This window comes from Ottowia sp. VDI28, from assembly GCF_049532675.1.
Lineage (GTDB): Bacteria > Pseudomonadota > Gammaproteobacteria > Burkholderiales > Burkholderiaceae_C > Ottowia.
Map to the genome: position 1 here is coordinate 5818862 of NZ_CP149820.1, position 14190 is coordinate 5833051.

The 14190-nt window shown below is 62.7% G+C and carries 12 protein-coding genes and 2 pseudogenes; 7 read left to right on the forward strand and 7 right to left on the reverse strand.

Annotation, left to right across the window (positions count from 1 at the left end):
- Nucleotides 1–3 precede the first annotated feature (3 nt).
- Nucleotides 4–795: an SDR family oxidoreductase gene (locus WJU18_RS27595; RefSeq protein WP_423457268.1), complete on the reverse strand. Its 792-nt coding sequence runs from the start codon at nucleotides 793–795 to the stop codon at nucleotides 4–6.
- Nucleotides 796–909: 114 nt separating this feature from the next.
- Between WJU18_RS27595 and WJU18_RS27600 the strand changes: the two genes are divergently transcribed.
- The gene (locus WJU18_RS27600; protein ID WP_423461113.1) at nucleotides 910–1929 is read left to right on the forward strand and encodes a class I SAM-dependent methyltransferase; all 1020 of its coding nucleotides are present in this window, start codon (nucleotides 910–912) and stop codon (nucleotides 1927–1929) included.
- Between the two features lie 17 nt (nucleotides 1930–1946).
- Nucleotides 1947–2141, forward strand: a complete 195-nt coding sequence (locus WJU18_RS27605; RefSeq protein ID WP_423457270.1) for a DUF2905 domain-containing protein — start codon at nucleotides 1947–1949, stop codon at nucleotides 2139–2141.
- 28 nt (nucleotides 2142–2169) lie between these two features.
- Here WJU18_RS27605 and WJU18_RS27610 read toward each other — a convergent pair whose 3' ends face one another.
- Genes WJU18_RS27610 through WJU18_RS27630 form a run of 5 tightly spaced genes read right to left on the reverse strand, consistent with a single transcriptional unit; the run spans nucleotide 2170 to nucleotide 7713 of the window.
- A complete protein-coding gene (locus tag WJU18_RS27610; protein WP_423457272.1) occupies nucleotides 2170–3405 on the reverse strand; it encodes a CaiB/BaiF CoA transferase family protein in 1236 nt (411 codons plus the stop codon).
- Nucleotides 3402–4457, reverse strand: coding sequence for a tripartite tricarboxylate transporter substrate binding protein (locus tag WJU18_RS27615; protein WP_423457274.1), 1056 nt, complete (start codon nucleotides 4455–4457; stop codon nucleotides 3402–3404). Before WJU18_RS27615 ends, WJU18_RS27610 begins: the two co-directional genes overlap by 4 nt.
- Before the next feature lie 28 nt (nucleotides 4458–4485).
- On the reverse strand, nucleotides 4486–6051 hold the full coding sequence (locus WJU18_RS27620) for an acyl-CoA carboxylase subunit beta (RefSeq protein ID WP_423457275.1): 1566 nt from the start codon (nucleotides 6049–6051) through the stop codon (nucleotides 4486–4488).
- A gap of 36 nt (nucleotides 6052–6087) precedes the next feature.
- On the reverse strand, nucleotides 6088–6309 hold the full coding sequence (locus WJU18_RS27625; RefSeq protein WP_423457276.1) for an acetyl-CoA carboxylase biotin carboxyl carrier protein subunit: 222 nt from the start codon (nucleotides 6307–6309) through the stop codon (nucleotides 6088–6090).
- Nucleotides 6310–6336: 27 nt separating this feature from the next.
- Nucleotides 6337–7713 (reverse strand): acetyl-CoA carboxylase biotin carboxylase subunit, encoded by a 1377-nt coding sequence (locus WJU18_RS27630; protein ID WP_423457278.1) that lies wholly within the window; start codon nucleotides 7711–7713, stop codon nucleotides 6337–6339.
- Between the two features lie 131 nt (nucleotides 7714–7844).
- Here WJU18_RS27630 and WJU18_RS27635 point away from each other — a divergent pair, with 131 nt between their 5' ends.
- The 5 genes and pseudogenes from WJU18_RS27635 (at nucleotide 7845) to WJU18_RS27655 (ending at nucleotide 12337) form a co-directional block, all read left to right on the forward strand.
- Complete coding sequence (locus WJU18_RS27635; protein WP_423457280.1) at nucleotides 7845–8342, forward strand: MarR family winged helix-turn-helix transcriptional regulator; 498 nt, start codon at nucleotides 7845–7847, stop codon at nucleotides 8340–8342.
- A gap of 277 nt (nucleotides 8343–8619) precedes the next feature.
- Nucleotides 8620–9425: pseudogene (locus WJU18_RS27640) on the forward strand (Bug family tripartite tricarboxylate transporter substrate binding protein).
- 5 nt (nucleotides 9426–9430) lie between these two features.
- A complete protein-coding gene (locus WJU18_RS27645; RefSeq protein ID WP_423457281.1) occupies nucleotides 9431–10189 on the forward strand; it encodes an IclR family transcriptional regulator in 759 nt (252 codons plus the stop codon).
- A 6-nt stretch (nucleotides 10190–10195) separates the two neighbouring features.
- Complete coding sequence (locus tag WJU18_RS27650; protein WP_423457282.1) at nucleotides 10196–11380, forward strand: mandelate racemase/muconate lactonizing enzyme family protein; 1185 nt, start codon at nucleotides 10196–10198, stop codon at nucleotides 11378–11380.
- A gap of 3 nt (nucleotides 11381–11383) precedes the next feature.
- A complete protein-coding gene (locus WJU18_RS27655; RefSeq protein WP_423457283.1) occupies nucleotides 11384–12337 on the forward strand; it encodes an NAD(P)-dependent oxidoreductase in 954 nt (317 codons plus the stop codon).
- Between the two features lie 191 nt (nucleotides 12338–12528).
- Here WJU18_RS27655 and WJU18_RS27660 read toward each other — a convergent pair.
- Nucleotides 12529–14090: pseudogene (locus tag WJU18_RS27660) on the reverse strand (phospholipase D family protein).
- Nucleotides 14091–14190: the final 100 nt, after the last annotated feature.

Consider the following 14190-nt stretch of genomic DNA (forward strand, 5'->3'; position numbering starts at 1 on the left):
ATCCTAGGACGATGGCATCAGCGAGAAATCGCGCTCGAACCTCATCAGGTGCTGGCCGCCATCGACCAGCAGCGTCGTGCCCGTGATGGAACGGTTTTCCAGGGCAAACACCACCGTGCTCGCCACATCTTCGGGGGTGGAGGAGCGCCCGAGCGGGCTGAGGGCATGGAGCGCCTTGAACTCATCGGCCTCCAACATGTGGCTGGTGAGCGTGAGCCCCGGCGCCACCCCCACCACCCGCACTAGCGGGCTGAGCGCTTGCGCGAGCAGGGTCGTGGCCGTGTGCAGCGCGGATTTGCTGAGGGTGTAGCTGAGAAAGTCCGGGTTGGGATTGAAGAGCTTCTGGTCCAGTAGGTTGACCACAGCGCCGCTCGCCGGGCCGGCGTCGCGCCCGCTCAGGTGGGCGTGCAGTGCCTGGGCCAGCAGGATGGGAGCCGCGGTGTTGGTACGCCAGTGGCGCTCCATGGCCGCCATGCCGAAGCTGGCGGCGTCGTCGAACTCAAACAGGCTCGCGCTGTTGACCACGGCGTCCACGCTGCCCATCTCGGCTGCCACGCGCGGCAACAAGCCTTTGACCGCGGCCTCGTCAGCCAGATCGGCGCCAAAAAGGCCGGACTCCCCTGCGATCTCCCTGCAGGCCGCCGCGGTATCAGCGGCTTCCTGCCGGGACGCGCGGTAATGCACGGCCACCCGCCAGCCGGCGCGCGCCAGCGCCAGCGCGATCTCGCGCCCAAGGCGCCGGGCGGCGCCGGTCACGAACACCGTGCGAGGCACATCAGAAGAGCGGGAAGGCATTTGGGAGGACAATCTCAACCTGTGAAAAGCGAAGTCATCAGTTTAGAGCCTATTCATGCCCGCGTGACCGAGGCCATCACCGCCGCGGGCGGCTGGATCGGCTTCGACCGTTTCATGCAGATAGCACTGTACGAGCCGGGCCTCGGGTATTACGCCAATACCAGTCCCAAGTTCGGCCCCATGCCTGTAAGCGGCAGCGATTTCATCACCGCCCCCGAGCTCTCTCCGCTCTTCGGGCAAGCGCTGGCCAACCAGGTGGCCGAGGCGCTGGCAGCAACGGGCAGCGCGGAGGTCTGGGAGTTCGGCGCCGGCTCAGGCGCGCTGGCGGCCCAATTGCTGCGGGCGTTAGGTGAAAAAGTACGGCGCTACCACATCGTGGATGTATCGGGAACGCTGCGCGAGCGCCAGCAAGCCGCGCTGGCGCCCTGGAAAGACATCGTGCAGTGGCATGACACGCTGCCGGCAGCCATCAGCGGCGCGGTAGTGGGCAACGAAGTGCTCGATGCGATGCCTGTGCAGTTGCTGGCGCGCGTGAATGGCGATTGGTACGAGCGGGGCGTGGCCCTGCATGGCGAATCTTTCGCCTGGGCCGACCGGCCCACCAGCCTGCGCCCGCCTGTCGGCATCGAGGGTGAGCACGATGTGGTCACCGAAGTCCATCCTCAGGCACGCGCCTTCATCGCCACGCTGGCCGGTTGCCTGCGCGCGGGCACCGGAGGGGCGGCCTTCTTCATCGACTATGGCTTTCCCGAGGCAGAGTACTACCACCCGCAACGCATCGGAGGCACCCTGGTGTGCCACCGGGCGCACCAGGTGGATGACAACCCGCTGATCGACATCGGCCGCAAGGACATCACCGCCCATGTCGACTTCACGGGCGTGGCTCTCGCGGCGCAGGACGAGGGTTTGACTGTGCTGGGCTATACCTCGCAAGGGCGTTTTCTGCTCAACTGCGGTCTGGCTGACCTGATGCAGGCAGCCAGCCTGCAGGAGCGTGCCAACGCCATGAAGCTGCTGGCTGAGCATGAGATGGGCGAACTTTTCAAGGTGATCGGCTTTGCCGCTGGAGGCGCCCAGGGCGCTGGATGGGCCGCACTCGGTTTTGCCGCGGGCGACCGCAGCCACCGTCTATAGGACATAGGACCTTTGCCGTGATTAGATGGGTCATCGTCGTCTTTATCGCCTTGATGGTCATCAGCTGGTTCTCCCCGCTGCTCCACAAGCTCGGCTTCGGGCGCCTGCCGGGTGATTTCCGCTTCCGGCTGTTCGGCCGCGAGTGGTTCATACCGCTCACCACCACGCTGCTGCTCAGCGGGTTGATGAGCCTGATTGCGCGCTGGCTATAAGCCGACTGCGAGTAAGTAGCGAGCAAGCTCAAGCGTTCGCGGGCTTCTCGAACACCACCTGCCGCTCGAACAGATCGGCCACCTCGCTGGCAGACAGGCCCAACTCGTCACGCAGCACCTCGCGGGTATCCTGCCCCAGGTCCGGGCCGCTGCGCCGGATCTGGCCCGGCGTTTCGGAGAGTTTGGGTACCACGCCAGGATGCACCAGTTCGCCCAGTTCAGGGTGCGGCACGCGGGGGAGCATGTTCCGGGCCGCGAAGTGAGGATCGGCAAAGATATCCGGCATGGTGTAGACCCGGGACACCGGCACTTCGGCGTCGAGCAGCATGCGCTCGATCTCCACGCCATCGTGCTGCACGGTCCAGGCTGAGACCACGCTGTTGCAATAGGGGATGTTCGAGCCGCGCAACCGGATCGTGCGCATCAACGGGTCGTCCTGCAGTTCAGGCTGCCCCATCACGCCGATCAGCCGCTTGAAGGTGGCGTCGCTGTTGGCGGCGATCAGCACATAGCCGCCATCCTTGGTCGGATACAGGCTGTTGGGCGCCATGTTCGGCAGGTTCGGGCCCACGCGATTGGGCACGAAGCCTGTGGTCTCGAAAGCCGGTATGTACGCCTCCATCTGCGAAAAGGCCGCTTCGTACAGAGCAGCATCCACCACTTGGCCGCGCCCGGTGCGCCCACGCGCCAGCAATGCGGTCACCGCCCCGAACGCGGCGTAGACCGAGGTAAGGTAGTCGGTGGTGGCCAGCGCCACGCGCGCGGGCGGACGATCCGGATCGCCGGTAAGGTGGCGGACACCGGCCACGGCTTCGCAGATGGCGCCGTAGCCTGGGCGCTCGCGGTAAGGGCCGGACTGGCCATAGCCCGAAATCCGCACCATCACCAGCCCCGGGTTTTCCTTTGAGAGCTCCTCATAGCCCAGGCCTAGCCGCTCCATCACCCCAGGCCGGTAGTTCTCGACGAGCAAATCGCTCTTGAGCGCCAGGGCTCGGACGAGTTTCACGCCGTCCGGCTTCTTCAGATCGACGGTGATGGCCCGCTTGTTGCGCAAGATGGTGGCCGCATACAGCGACACATCGCCCTTGTGCCGGCCCATGCTGCGAAGCGGGTCCCCTGCGGGCGGCTCGATCTTGATGACATCCGCTCCAAAATCAGCCAGCAGCCGCGCGCAGGCAGGGCCCGCGACGGTGGAGCACAGTTCGATCGCACGGTAGCCGGACAGGGGCCCCTGAGGAGCCGCGGTGGAGTTGTCTTGGGTCATGTCTTTACCTGCAACAGCCCCAGCTCGGCCACGATGCCGCGCATGGACTGGTATTCCTTCTCGTAGTAGGCACTCGCCTCGGCGTGCGGCATGAAGTGCGATCGGCTCTGGTTGCGTTCGACCAGCAGCTTCCACTCCTTGTGCTCGACCAGCTCCTTGCACCGTGCTTCCCAGTAGGCCAGTTGATCGGCTGTGATGCCCTTGGGCGCGATGATGCCTAAGGCGGAGCTGAAATCGGAATCCACACCGCTTTCGCGCCAGGTGGGCACATCCTTGAAAGCACCGCCCAGCCGCTGCGCGGAGCTGACAGCCAACAGCCGGATCTTGCCGGCCTGCAGCATCGCGATCACATTGGGCGTGGTGGATGCCACCAGTTCCAGATGCCCGCCCACCAGCGCCACGATCGATTCAGAGGAAGACTTGAAAGGCGCCACCACCAGCTTCTTGATGTCCACGCCGCCAGCCCTCAGGGCCTTGGCCGTGCCGACATGGATGTGATTGCCGATGCTGGTCGCCACGCCCATGCGCTGGCTGGCCGGATCGCGCCGCATGGCCGTGAGCAAGTCCTGTATGTTCCGGATGGGAGAATCGGAACGCACCGCCAGCGTCAGGAACTCGTCCTGCAGAACGGCGATGGTAGTGAACTCGCGGTGCGGCAGGACATCGAGGTTGCCGGTCAGGTAGCTCGCGATATAGCCATGCGTGTTGAGCGACAGAAAGTTGGCATCGCCCGGGCGCTGCTTGAGCATATCAAAAGCGATTTTCCCGTTGCCGCCGGGCTTGTTGGTGACCAGAAAAGTCTTGCCCGGGGGCGCGTCGCCTCTCTCGTCATAGAACTGTTTCATGGCCCGGCCGACCTGATCGAGCGCGCCTCCCGCGCCGGCCGGCACCACGAACTCCACGTTCTGATCGGGCTTCCATGGCGCCGCCATCGCCATGCCGGGCAGCAGGCCGGCCAACGCAGCCCCCGCCATGCCGCCTGCCGCGCGGCGCCGGTTCAGGCCGCGCATCGATCCCTGCCACTCCTGGTTGCCTATGGCGCCTTCGCTCATGGTTGTCTCCTGGTAGTTAAGGCTTCGGTTACGGCCGCACGCCGGTGCGTGCCTTGGGCCCGAGCTGGGTACGCAGCCGGTTCTGCGCTGCGTCGATGAACTGGCACAGGTAGGGCCGGGTCTCGCGAGGATCGATCAGGTCTTCCACAGCGAAAGCCTCAGCCGTGCGGAAAGGCGAAGACAGCGCCCGCAATTCGGCCTCGATTTCCGCCTCGCGTGCCTTGGGATCGGGCGCTTCCTCGATCTCCTTGCGGTAGGCAGCTTTGACACCTCCCTCGATCGGCAAGGAGCCCCAGCTCGCCGAGGGCCAGGCAATCTTGAAGTTGAGCCCGGCGCGGTCCATCACGCTGCCGCCGGCCACACCGAAACACTTGCGGACGATGACCGTGTAGACCGGCACCGTGGCCTGCGCCAGTGCGTACCGCTGCTGAATGCCGAAGCGCATGATCGCCTCGGATTCGGACTCCACGCCGACCAGCAGGCCAGGCACGTCGACGAAAAACACCAGCGGGATATTGAACGAATCGCAAAGCTCGATGAAGTGGGTTTGCTTGCGCGCAGCCTTCACGTCGACAATGCCGCCGACCATAGGGTTATTGGCGACCACACCCACCACATGCCCATTCATGCGCGCCAGCGTGGTGATCACCGCGCGCCCGAAGCTGGGCTGGATCTCGAACATGGAACCTTCATCGACCACCATGCCGATGAGTTTTTTCATGTTGTAGGCCCGCCGCTCGGAGCGCGGCACGATGTCGACCAGGGCATCCTCACAGCGATCGGCCCGGTCGGCCGGCACGATCGACGGCGGCAGTTCCCAGGCGTTCTGCGGCATGTAGGAGAGAAACCGGCGGATCTGGCGCAGGCAGTCTTCCTCGTTGTCAGCCACGTTGTCTATGGTGCCTGCCGTATCGGCGGCAATTCCGGCGCCGCCCAGGTCGTTCTTGTGCAGCCGCGTGCCGAAAGCCCGCTCGACCACCGGAGGCCCCGCCGCGAAGATCTGGCTGGTGCCCCGCACCATCACGGTCCAGTGCGCCAACACCGCGCGGCCCGCAGGCCCGCCAGCTACCGTGCCCATCACCGCGCTGACCACCGGCACGATCCCCAGCAGAGAGGCTGAGCGCTCAAAGCCGTCCCAGCCGTAACCCGGAATCACCGAGTAGCCCTTGCGCTTGACCGTATTGACCGTACCGCCGGTGCCGTCGATCAGATTCACCAGCGGAATCCGGTATTCATAGGCCAGGTCCTCAACAAACCCCCCTTGCCCGCCTTTGCGCCGATCGCTTCCGAAACCGGTGCCGGCCCGAATGGTGTAATCCTCACCCCCTACCGCCACCGCGCGGCCATCGATGGCGCCGAGCCCCATCACATAGGGTGCGGGCTCGAAGCTTGTCAGCTTGCCGTCGGTATAGACCGCCTTGCCAGCCAGCTTGCCGACCTCGCGAAAGGAACGTTCGTCCAACAGGCGTCCGATGCGCTCGCGCACCGTCAGCTTGCCGGCGGCGTGGTGCTTTTCCACGGCGGCGGGTCCGCCGCAAGCCTCGGCAAGTTGTCTCCGCCGATGAATCTCTTCGGCCTCTTCTCTCCAGCTCATGCTTTCGTCTCCTTTGGCGTTACAGGCACATAGTGGTCAGGTCTGGATGATTGCTACCACCTGCCCATCCTCCACCGCATCGCCCTCGCTGACCATCAGCTCGACGACCTCGCCGCCTTGTTCACTGGAAACCGGAATCTCCATCTTCATCGACTCCACCACCATCACAGGATCCTCGGCGTCCACCCGCTCCCCGACGGGCACCAGGATCTTCCAGACCTTTCCGGTCACCTCTGCCCTTACTTCAATGCGCGCCATCTCCAACTCCTTCTTTCAAACATCAACTCAGGCAACCGCTTCGGCGGCGGCTTCGGTCCTGGCGCGTGCCAGCACCTCTCCGCCAAGGCCGGTGTGAACATCACCCGCCACGAACTCGGGGCTCGACAACACCCTCTGTACAAACGGAATGTTCGTTTTCACGCCTTCAACCACCGTGGCGGCCAGCCCTTCCCGCAGGCGGCTGATGGCCTCTGCACGCGAAGCACCCCGTGCAATCACTTTGGCGATCATCGGGTCGTAGTAAGGCGTGACCCGGGCCCCTTCGGCATACCCCGTTTCCACGCGGATGCCCTCGCCCGCAGGCAGGCGCAGCGTCTTGAGCACTCCTGGCGAAGGGAAGAATTTCACAGGATCCTCGGCGTAGATGCGGGCCTCGATCGCGTGGCCATGCAGGGCCACCTCCTGCGGCAGCACCTGGTCAAGCCGCTCGCCCCATGCAAGGCGCACCTGGGACGCCACGAGATCGATACCGGTGACCTCCTCGGTCACTGCGTGCTCCACTTGCAGCCTCGTGTTCATCTCCAGGAAATGGAAGCCGCTCTGTCCGTCATACAACGTCTCCACAGTGCCGATCACGTCGTAGCCCAGGCCCGCCAGGATGCCGCTGATGTTCTCTGCCGCCTGATCCAGCTGTACCCTTGGAATACGAGGCGCGCCAGCCTCTTCGATCACTTTTTGGTGCCGGCGCTGCACGGAACAGTCGCGCTCGAAAAGATGCCGCACATTCCCGTGCCGGTCGGCCAGAATCTGAAACTCGACATGCCGCGGGCGCTCAATGAGCCTCTCCAGATAGAGCTCGGCGTTGCCAAAGCTTCGCTGCGCTAATGAACGCGCCTGCGCCACGGCTTTCAGCAGCTCAGCACCGTCCCGGGCGGGCAGCATGCCGATGCCGCCTCCGCCGCCGGCCGGTTTCACCAGCACAGGAAATCCTACGCGCGCGGCCTGCGCGAGCGTGCGTTGCTCGTCCTCGTCCAACAGCTCGGAGCTGCTGCCCATGGGCATGCCGTGGGTCGCCATCAGATCCCGTGCGCGGGTCTTGTGGCCCATGGCCGCGATCCACCGGGGGCTGGGGCCGATAAAGCCGGCACCGGCGGCCACCACACGCTCGGCGAAGTCCGCGTTCTCCGACAGAAACCCATAGCCAGGGTGCACGCCATCCGCACCGGTGCGCCGGATCACATCCAGCAGCACATCCTGATTCAGGTAGCTGCTGCGCGCGTCGGCGGCTCCGATGGCGTGGGCTTCATCGGCCATGGCCAGGTAAGGAAGATCCGCATCCGCCTCCGAATACACCGCCACTGTACGGATACCGAGCGACTTCAGCGCCCGCAGGACGCGCGCCGCCACAGCGCCTCGGTTGGCGACCAGCACCTTATGAAACATGGCTCTCCTTTTGCAACTCGATCAGCTTGACCGCGAATCTAAGATCAAATCACAAACTAGTCAACACTGTTTACCATTACAGTTTGGATTTCCCGGCATGGGCCCACCCCAGGTGCTACATTCATCCACGCATGCTCACTCGAAATCAACTGCAAACGCTACAGGTTTCCCGCCGTTACGGCATCGGCCGCTTGCTCCTGCTCGCACGGCGCGACTTCCTGGAGCGCCTGGCCGATCGCATGCGGGGTGACGAGACCGTCATGAGCCTGGCGCAAGGGCACAAGGCGGTAATGAACCAGGCAAGCGGCCGCTTGCTGCCATTCATTGATCTGGATGGCACCCGCAGCGTGGATCTGGCCAAGCGCCTGGGCGTCTCCAAGCAAGCCGTGGGCCGGCTGGTGAAGGAACTGGAAGAGGCGGGCCTGTTGCACCGGGAGCCGGACGGCGCCGACAAACGGGCCTTCCTGGTCAAGTTCACCGAACCGGGCCTGGAATACCTGAAATGCATGCATGCCAGCATTCAGCAGATCGAAGACGAGTACATGGCCCTGGTGGGAGCCGAGCGCATGCAAGCCGTGCGCGAAGCGCTGAGCCTGATTACCTACGGTGAAGCGCAAGCATTGAAGTGAATGTGGCCTGCTCCAACCCGCCCATTGTTATAAGAAAAAAATATTAAGAATAAACCCGGCCTGTCTTTTTGTATCCCATAAAGATACGATGTATCCCATAAAGATCCATGGAGATATGATGAAAAGACGGCTTCTGCTGAGTGGAACCGCAGCCTCGCTGTGCGCTCCACGCATGGTTTTCGCGCAGTCAGGCAGGACTGATGCCCCTCTGACCATTGTTTTCCCCTACGGCGCCGGCGGTGCGGTGGATGGAATCATCCGGACCTTGGCAGAGTACATGTCAGGCGCGCTGAAGCGGCCGGTCATCGTGGACAACAAGCCTGGGGCCAATTCCATCATCGGAGCGGAATACGTGGCTCGCGCACGCCCTGACGGCAATACGCTGCTTTGGGCGGCCTGGCCCACACTGACCACGAATCTGGCGCTCTATCCGAGCATCCGGTTTTCCCACAGCAACTTCGCGCCCATCACGTCGACCATTCAGGGCTATACCGGTCTCTCAGTTGCCAACCAGGTGCCCGCGCACAACTTCAAGGAACTGGTCGATCACGTCAAAAAAACGGAAACCAGCTGGCCTATGGGTCATTGGGCAAAGGCGGCTCACCACACCTGATGATGGAACTGGGCAGCATCGTCAGCGGCGTGAAATTCGATCTGGTGCCCTACAAGAGCGATGTGCAAGGCATTGGCGATCTGCTGGGAGGCCATCTCACGGCCTATGCGGGGCCTATTGCCAACCAGGCGCCCCATCATCAGGCCAAGACGCTTCGCATCATCGCGATCTCCAGCGAGAACCGGCTTCCTGACCTGCCGGATGTTCCCACATTCAAGGAAGCGGGCTTTCCAGAGTTGGTTGTATCGTATTGGCATGGCGTCGTGGCCCCGGCAGGGATGTCCAGGAATCTCATCACGGAGTTCAACCAGGTCATTGCGGCGGGCATGCAACAGCCCTCCGTCAAGGGCAAGCTGGCACTCGATCAACGGGTCATGACCTCCTCTCCGGAGTCATTCAAATCATTGATCGAGTCGGACACCAAGAAATGGGGCGATCTGATCAGGAGCCGGGGAATCAAGTTGGAGTGATCGAATTGAATCTAGAAGCGGCAGCGGATGAATCTTCAGAAGACGGCTCGGCCAGGATCAGCTCCGTCAGCCTGGCCTTCCAGGTCTTGGAGCAAGTGGGTTCGGTCGACCACCCCATTGGCGTGACCGAGATCGCCCGGCGGATGGGAGAGCAGAAGGCCCGGATTCAACGGCACCTGGTCACCCTGAGGTCCCTGGGCGCCCTGAGCCAGGACGAAGCGGGCAAGTACCGGCTGGGATGGCGGCTGGTGGAGTTGGGGCAACAGGCCATTACCCAATTCGATCTGGTCGGACTCGCGGAGCGCGAAGTCAAAGGGCTGCGCGACACGGTTTCGCTCACCTCGGCCCTCGCGCTCGTTTCAGGGCGGGGACTTCGCATGGCGTATGTGGCGGAAAGTGCGCAAATGGTCGCGGTCACCGTGCGCAACGGTCTGGCCGTGCCCTTGCGCGGCTCGGCGGCAGGCCGGCTGCTGATGGCCTTCGGCGGAAGCGACAAATACGGTCTGGACGATTCGTCCGGGGTCGATGCAGCCCACCTGGAGAAGATCCGGTTGCGCGGCTTCGAGTACTCGGCCGGCGAAATCTCCAGCGGCCTTCATTCCCTGGCGGCCCCCATCCTTGATCCCAACCACAAGATGATCGCCGCTCTGGTTTGCGTGGGCACGCATACTCAGATCGCCGTGCCACCGCAAGACGAGTTGATCCGCGCGGTCAAGCATTTCGCGGGCGAAATCGAAAACAAAGTTCATCAGCGCCAGAAATAGTCTTCAATGAAAATTTCCAATATCCAGACCTTGCACGCAGATGGCGGTTACCGCACGTGCTCGTATGTCAAAGTCAGCACGGATGAGGGTCTGGTCGGCTGGGCGGAGTATTACGACGCGTTCTCCGGCACATCGCTTGCCCCCTTGATCGAGGCTCACGGACAAATGGCCAAAGGGATGGACCCCACCGCCTATGGTGCCGTGAGCGAATCCTTGCTCGCCACGACCCGCCCTGCCAAGGGCGGCGTCAATCATCAAGCGGTCGCCGCCATCGAAAATGCCTGCCTGGATATTGCGGCCAAGGCAGCCAACGTGCCCGTCGCCAAGCTCCTGGGAGGTCCGTTCCGAAACTCCATGCGCCTGTACTGGACGCATTGCGGCAGCTTTCGCGCCCGGCACGCCGAAGCCTTCGAAAGCTGGGGTTACCAACCCGTCAGGCGCCTCGACGACCTCGAAGCCATCGGACGCGAGGTTGTGGCGCGGGGATTTACCGCCGCGAAGACCAATCCGCTCACTTTCGGCGAAAAACCCACCATGGCCAACCCAGGATTCCGGATCGCACCGGGGTTCCTGGACCGGTCCATGACCAGTGCCCAACTGTCCCTGTTGCGCGAGCAGTTGTTCACGCTCCGGTCCGGATGCGGTTCCGAGGTGGATTTGATGCTGGATGTCAATTTCAGCCAGCGCACGGAAGGAGGCATGCGGATCGCGCGCGCCCTGGAAGACCTTGGCCTGTACTGGCTCGAGATCGACATTCACGACCCAGAAGCGCTGGCACGTATCAGGCAAAGCAGCCGCACGCCCATCGCCTCTCTTGAGAGCCTGCATGGCATCGACGAATACCGCCCCTACATCTCGGGGCAAACGGTAGATACCGTCATCGTGGATGTCATGTGGAACGGCGTCTACCAATCCGTGAAAGTCGCCAACCTGGCAGACGCCTTCGATACCCACGTGGCGCCGCACAATCCGGTGGGAGATATGGGGAGCCTCATGAGCCTGCATTTCTGCGCGGCCGTCCCCAATGCCAGGATCATGGAGTATCGTCCGGACGAGGCGCCCTGGACCAAACAGTTTCTCACCCACCCCCTGGACATCGCGCATGGCCACATCACACTGCCTGACCGCCCAGGCTGGGGTGCCGATATCAATGAAGAGGCGTTAGCACCCTACCTCATCACAAGAGCCTGAAAAATGAAAGTCATCTATTGGCCGAACATTCCCCTGGGGCGCGACGAACTCATCGCGATGCTTCAGAGCCTCGAAGCCGTTGAACTGGAGGTGGTCAAATCCCGGGAGGAGGTCGCCGCGGCCTTGCCCAAGGCTGACGGCCTGATCGCGGCCAACCCCTCGCCCGAAGAAGCGGCACTGATCGGCTCCGTGCTCCAGTCGGACAACGTGCTGAAATGGCTGCACCTGGTCAGTGCCGGAGATGATGGCCTCGCGCTGTGCCAGTTGCCGCCTCACATACGAACCACGAACACCCCCGGTGCGACAGCCAACGCCGTAGGCGATCACGCCATCGCGCTCCTGTTCGCCTTGATGCGGTGCCTGCCCGGGGCGTGGGAGCAGCAGCGTGCACACCGATGGGCCAAAGGCGAGCTTTCGCGGCGCGCTACCTCGCTTGAAGGCAAGAGTGTCGTACTGCTGGGCCACGGCGCAATCGGCCAGTATCTGGCAAAAGTCCTGGCTGCCTTCGGTGTGGACATCCGTTTCGTCTCGCGCAGTCCGGCAAAGCCTGCCGCACCCGCGAAGGCCTTCCAATTGCCGCAGATCCGGGAAGCGCTCCAGGGCGCAGATGTTTTGGTCTGCGCGATTTCGCTCAGCGATCTGACCTCGGGCATCGTTTCGGAAGAAGCCATCCGGCAGATGAATCCGGGCAGTTTCCTGATCAACGTGGGCAGGGGGCCCCTAGTGGAGCGCCGAGGGCTGCTGCGCTGCCTGCAAGACGGTCACTTGCAAGGCGCCGGCCTGGACGTCACCGACCCTGAGCCTTTGCCCGAGGATGATGAGCTCTGGGCCGCGCCAAACCTGATCATTACCCCACACTATGCAGGGGCGGGAAGCCGGCAAGCAGGCGCCAGGGTCGCGCAGGCCGCCAAGGATGTGATTCTTTCGGAGATACAGCGCCTGGGCGTCAAAGGCTAAGAACGTGTTCAAAATCTCCTCGCGGGTCCCTTGCGCCCGAAAAACTGCGTCTGCAGCGTTGAAAATACTCGCGATACCACGAGGTATCCCTGCGTTTTTCGCCTTGCAGCCACAGCTTTTCGAACACAATGGCCCTCGCGACGAGATCTTGAACACGTTCTAGAGCGTGTTCCACGTCTTCGCGCGCAGATTCAAAGCATCTCATCCGGCGCAAGCGGTCCGAGAAGCCAAAGGAGGAAGCGCAGCCCAAGGCCCGCGTCGGGCTCGGAGTCGGCGTCATCAAACTCCGCTTCGGGCGGCGCCTTCCAGATCAGGTTCCCATCATCGAGACCAAGGAGCCAAGCACTTTCATCCAAAGTCGTCTGGACAAGCCCGGCCGCCTGCTTCGACAGCGCTTTGCTCCGGATCAGCAAGGCCACTTCACTGTTCTGTAGCTTGGATCTCAGATCCAGATTCATCGAACCTATGCTGGTGATCCGGCCGTCGATCACGATCAGCTTGGCATGCAGGCTCGCCTTGGAGCCACCTCCGGACGTGCCAAAGACCGTGCGCCCTGCCCGCCGTGGAAGGGCACGCATCTCATGCAATTCCACGCCTATCTTGAGCAACTCGCGCCGATACCGCGCATAGCCTACGTGAGCCAACGGCGCATCGTTGGAGGATAGTGAATTGGTCAGTATGCGCACGCTCACCCCCGCGCGCGCATGCTGGTCAGAACCTCCATCATCTTCGCACCGGGCACGAAATAAGGCGAGACGACAAGCACATCGCGCCTAGCCTGCTGCATCAGAGAAAGCAGCCCGTCCACCACCGTATCCTGAGCATGTTCTTCATGCTCTTCTGGGATCAGCTTGGCCGGCTTGTCCACCAGCAGTGCGGCTGGCGCCCAGATCAATGGAAGTTTGGCAAGATCCATGGCATGGGGCAGATCAGGTGGCGCCTGTCCGATGGCAGGATCTTCAGATCCCATCTCGGCTTCCCGCATCCTCCGCAACTCTTCCTGGGTGATCAATGAGGACACAGGATAGGCCAGAGGATTGTTCCAGTAATGATCAAAACTAGCCGACATATCGCGCACCACGGCGCCAGCAGCCAATACATCCAGATCAATGAAGTTGCTTTCCTTTGAGTGGCCGAAATAGGCGTCGCCCAGATTTCGTCCGCCCGTAATGCCCCATGCGTTATCGGCGATATACAGCTTGTTGTGCATGCGGTGCTGAATACGCTCGAAATCGTTCAGTGAACCAAGCGCCCGAAGCAATCCGGCGCCCCTGGCGCCCGGGATGGGGTTGAACATACGCATCTCGACGCCCGGAATGAACGCCATTCGCATCACTTGCGCGTTCAGCCCTGTGGAGTGAAAGTCGTCGAGCAGAATGCGGATGCGTACACCCCGAGCAGCGGCCGCCCGCACGGCACGCAGCAGCTCGCGTGTACTGGGATCGGCATGGATGGCGTAGTACTGGATGTCAAGCGTCTTCTGCGCCATCTCCGTCAACGCCAGCCGGCTCGAATAGGCCGAATCGGCCGAGTCGATCAGTGCGAAGCCTGACACCCCTTCACGCGCTCCCGGCCGGCGGGCCTGCACCAACTCGCCGAGCGGCGTCGCCACATTGGCGGGCAGCGCCTTCGACACAGGCCGCTCAACATCTTTCGGCAAGCTGCCGCACCCAATCAATGCAAGGGCCGCGAGCGTCATCAACCATGTCGCCCGAATGCGGCGGACAGCGAATAAGAAAGCTGAAGGCAGCATCGAGCAGGGTTATAAAAAGTGGTCAGCACATGATAGTGCGAGTTACCCGCGCCGCCTGTCGGACTGCGCCGGATATTCAACAAAAAAACCGCCCGAAGGC

Coding starts and splice junctions, on each gene's coding strand:
- WJU18_RS27595 (WP_423457268.1), bottom strand. CDS start 795: ATGCCTTCCCGCTCTTCTGATGTGCCTCGCACGGTGTTCGTGACCGGC.
- WJU18_RS27600 (WP_423461113.1), top strand. CDS start 910: ATGCAGATAGCACTGTACGAGCCGGGCCTCGGGTATTACGCCAATACC.
- WJU18_RS27610 (WP_423457272.1), bottom strand. CDS start 3,405: ATGACCCAAGACAACTCCACCGCGGCTCCTCAGGGGCCCCTGTCCGGC.
- WJU18_RS27615 (WP_423457274.1), bottom strand. CDS start 4,457: ATGAGCGAAGGCGCCATAGGCAACCAGGAGTGGCAGGGATCGATGCGC.
- WJU18_RS27620 (WP_423457275.1), bottom strand. CDS start 6,051: ATGAGCTGGAGAGAAGAGGCCGAAGAGATTCATCGGCGGAGACAACTT.
- WJU18_RS27625 (WP_423457276.1), bottom strand. CDS start 6,309: ATGGCGCGCATTGAAGTAAGGGCAGAGGTGACCGGAAAGGTCTGGAAG.
- WJU18_RS27630 (WP_423457278.1), bottom strand. CDS start 7,713: ATGTTTCATAAGGTGCTGGTCGCCAACCGAGGCGCTGTGGCGGCGCGC.
- WJU18_RS27635 (WP_423457280.1), top strand. CDS start 7,845: ATGCTCACTCGAAATCAACTGCAAACGCTACAGGTTTCCCGCCGTTAC.
- WJU18_RS27650 (WP_423457282.1), top strand. CDS start 10,196: ATGAAAATTTCCAATATCCAGACCTTGCACGCAGATGGCGGTTACCGC.
- WJU18_RS27655 (WP_423457283.1), top strand. CDS start 11,384: ATGAAAGTCATCTATTGGCCGAACATTCCCCTGGGGCGCGACGAACTC.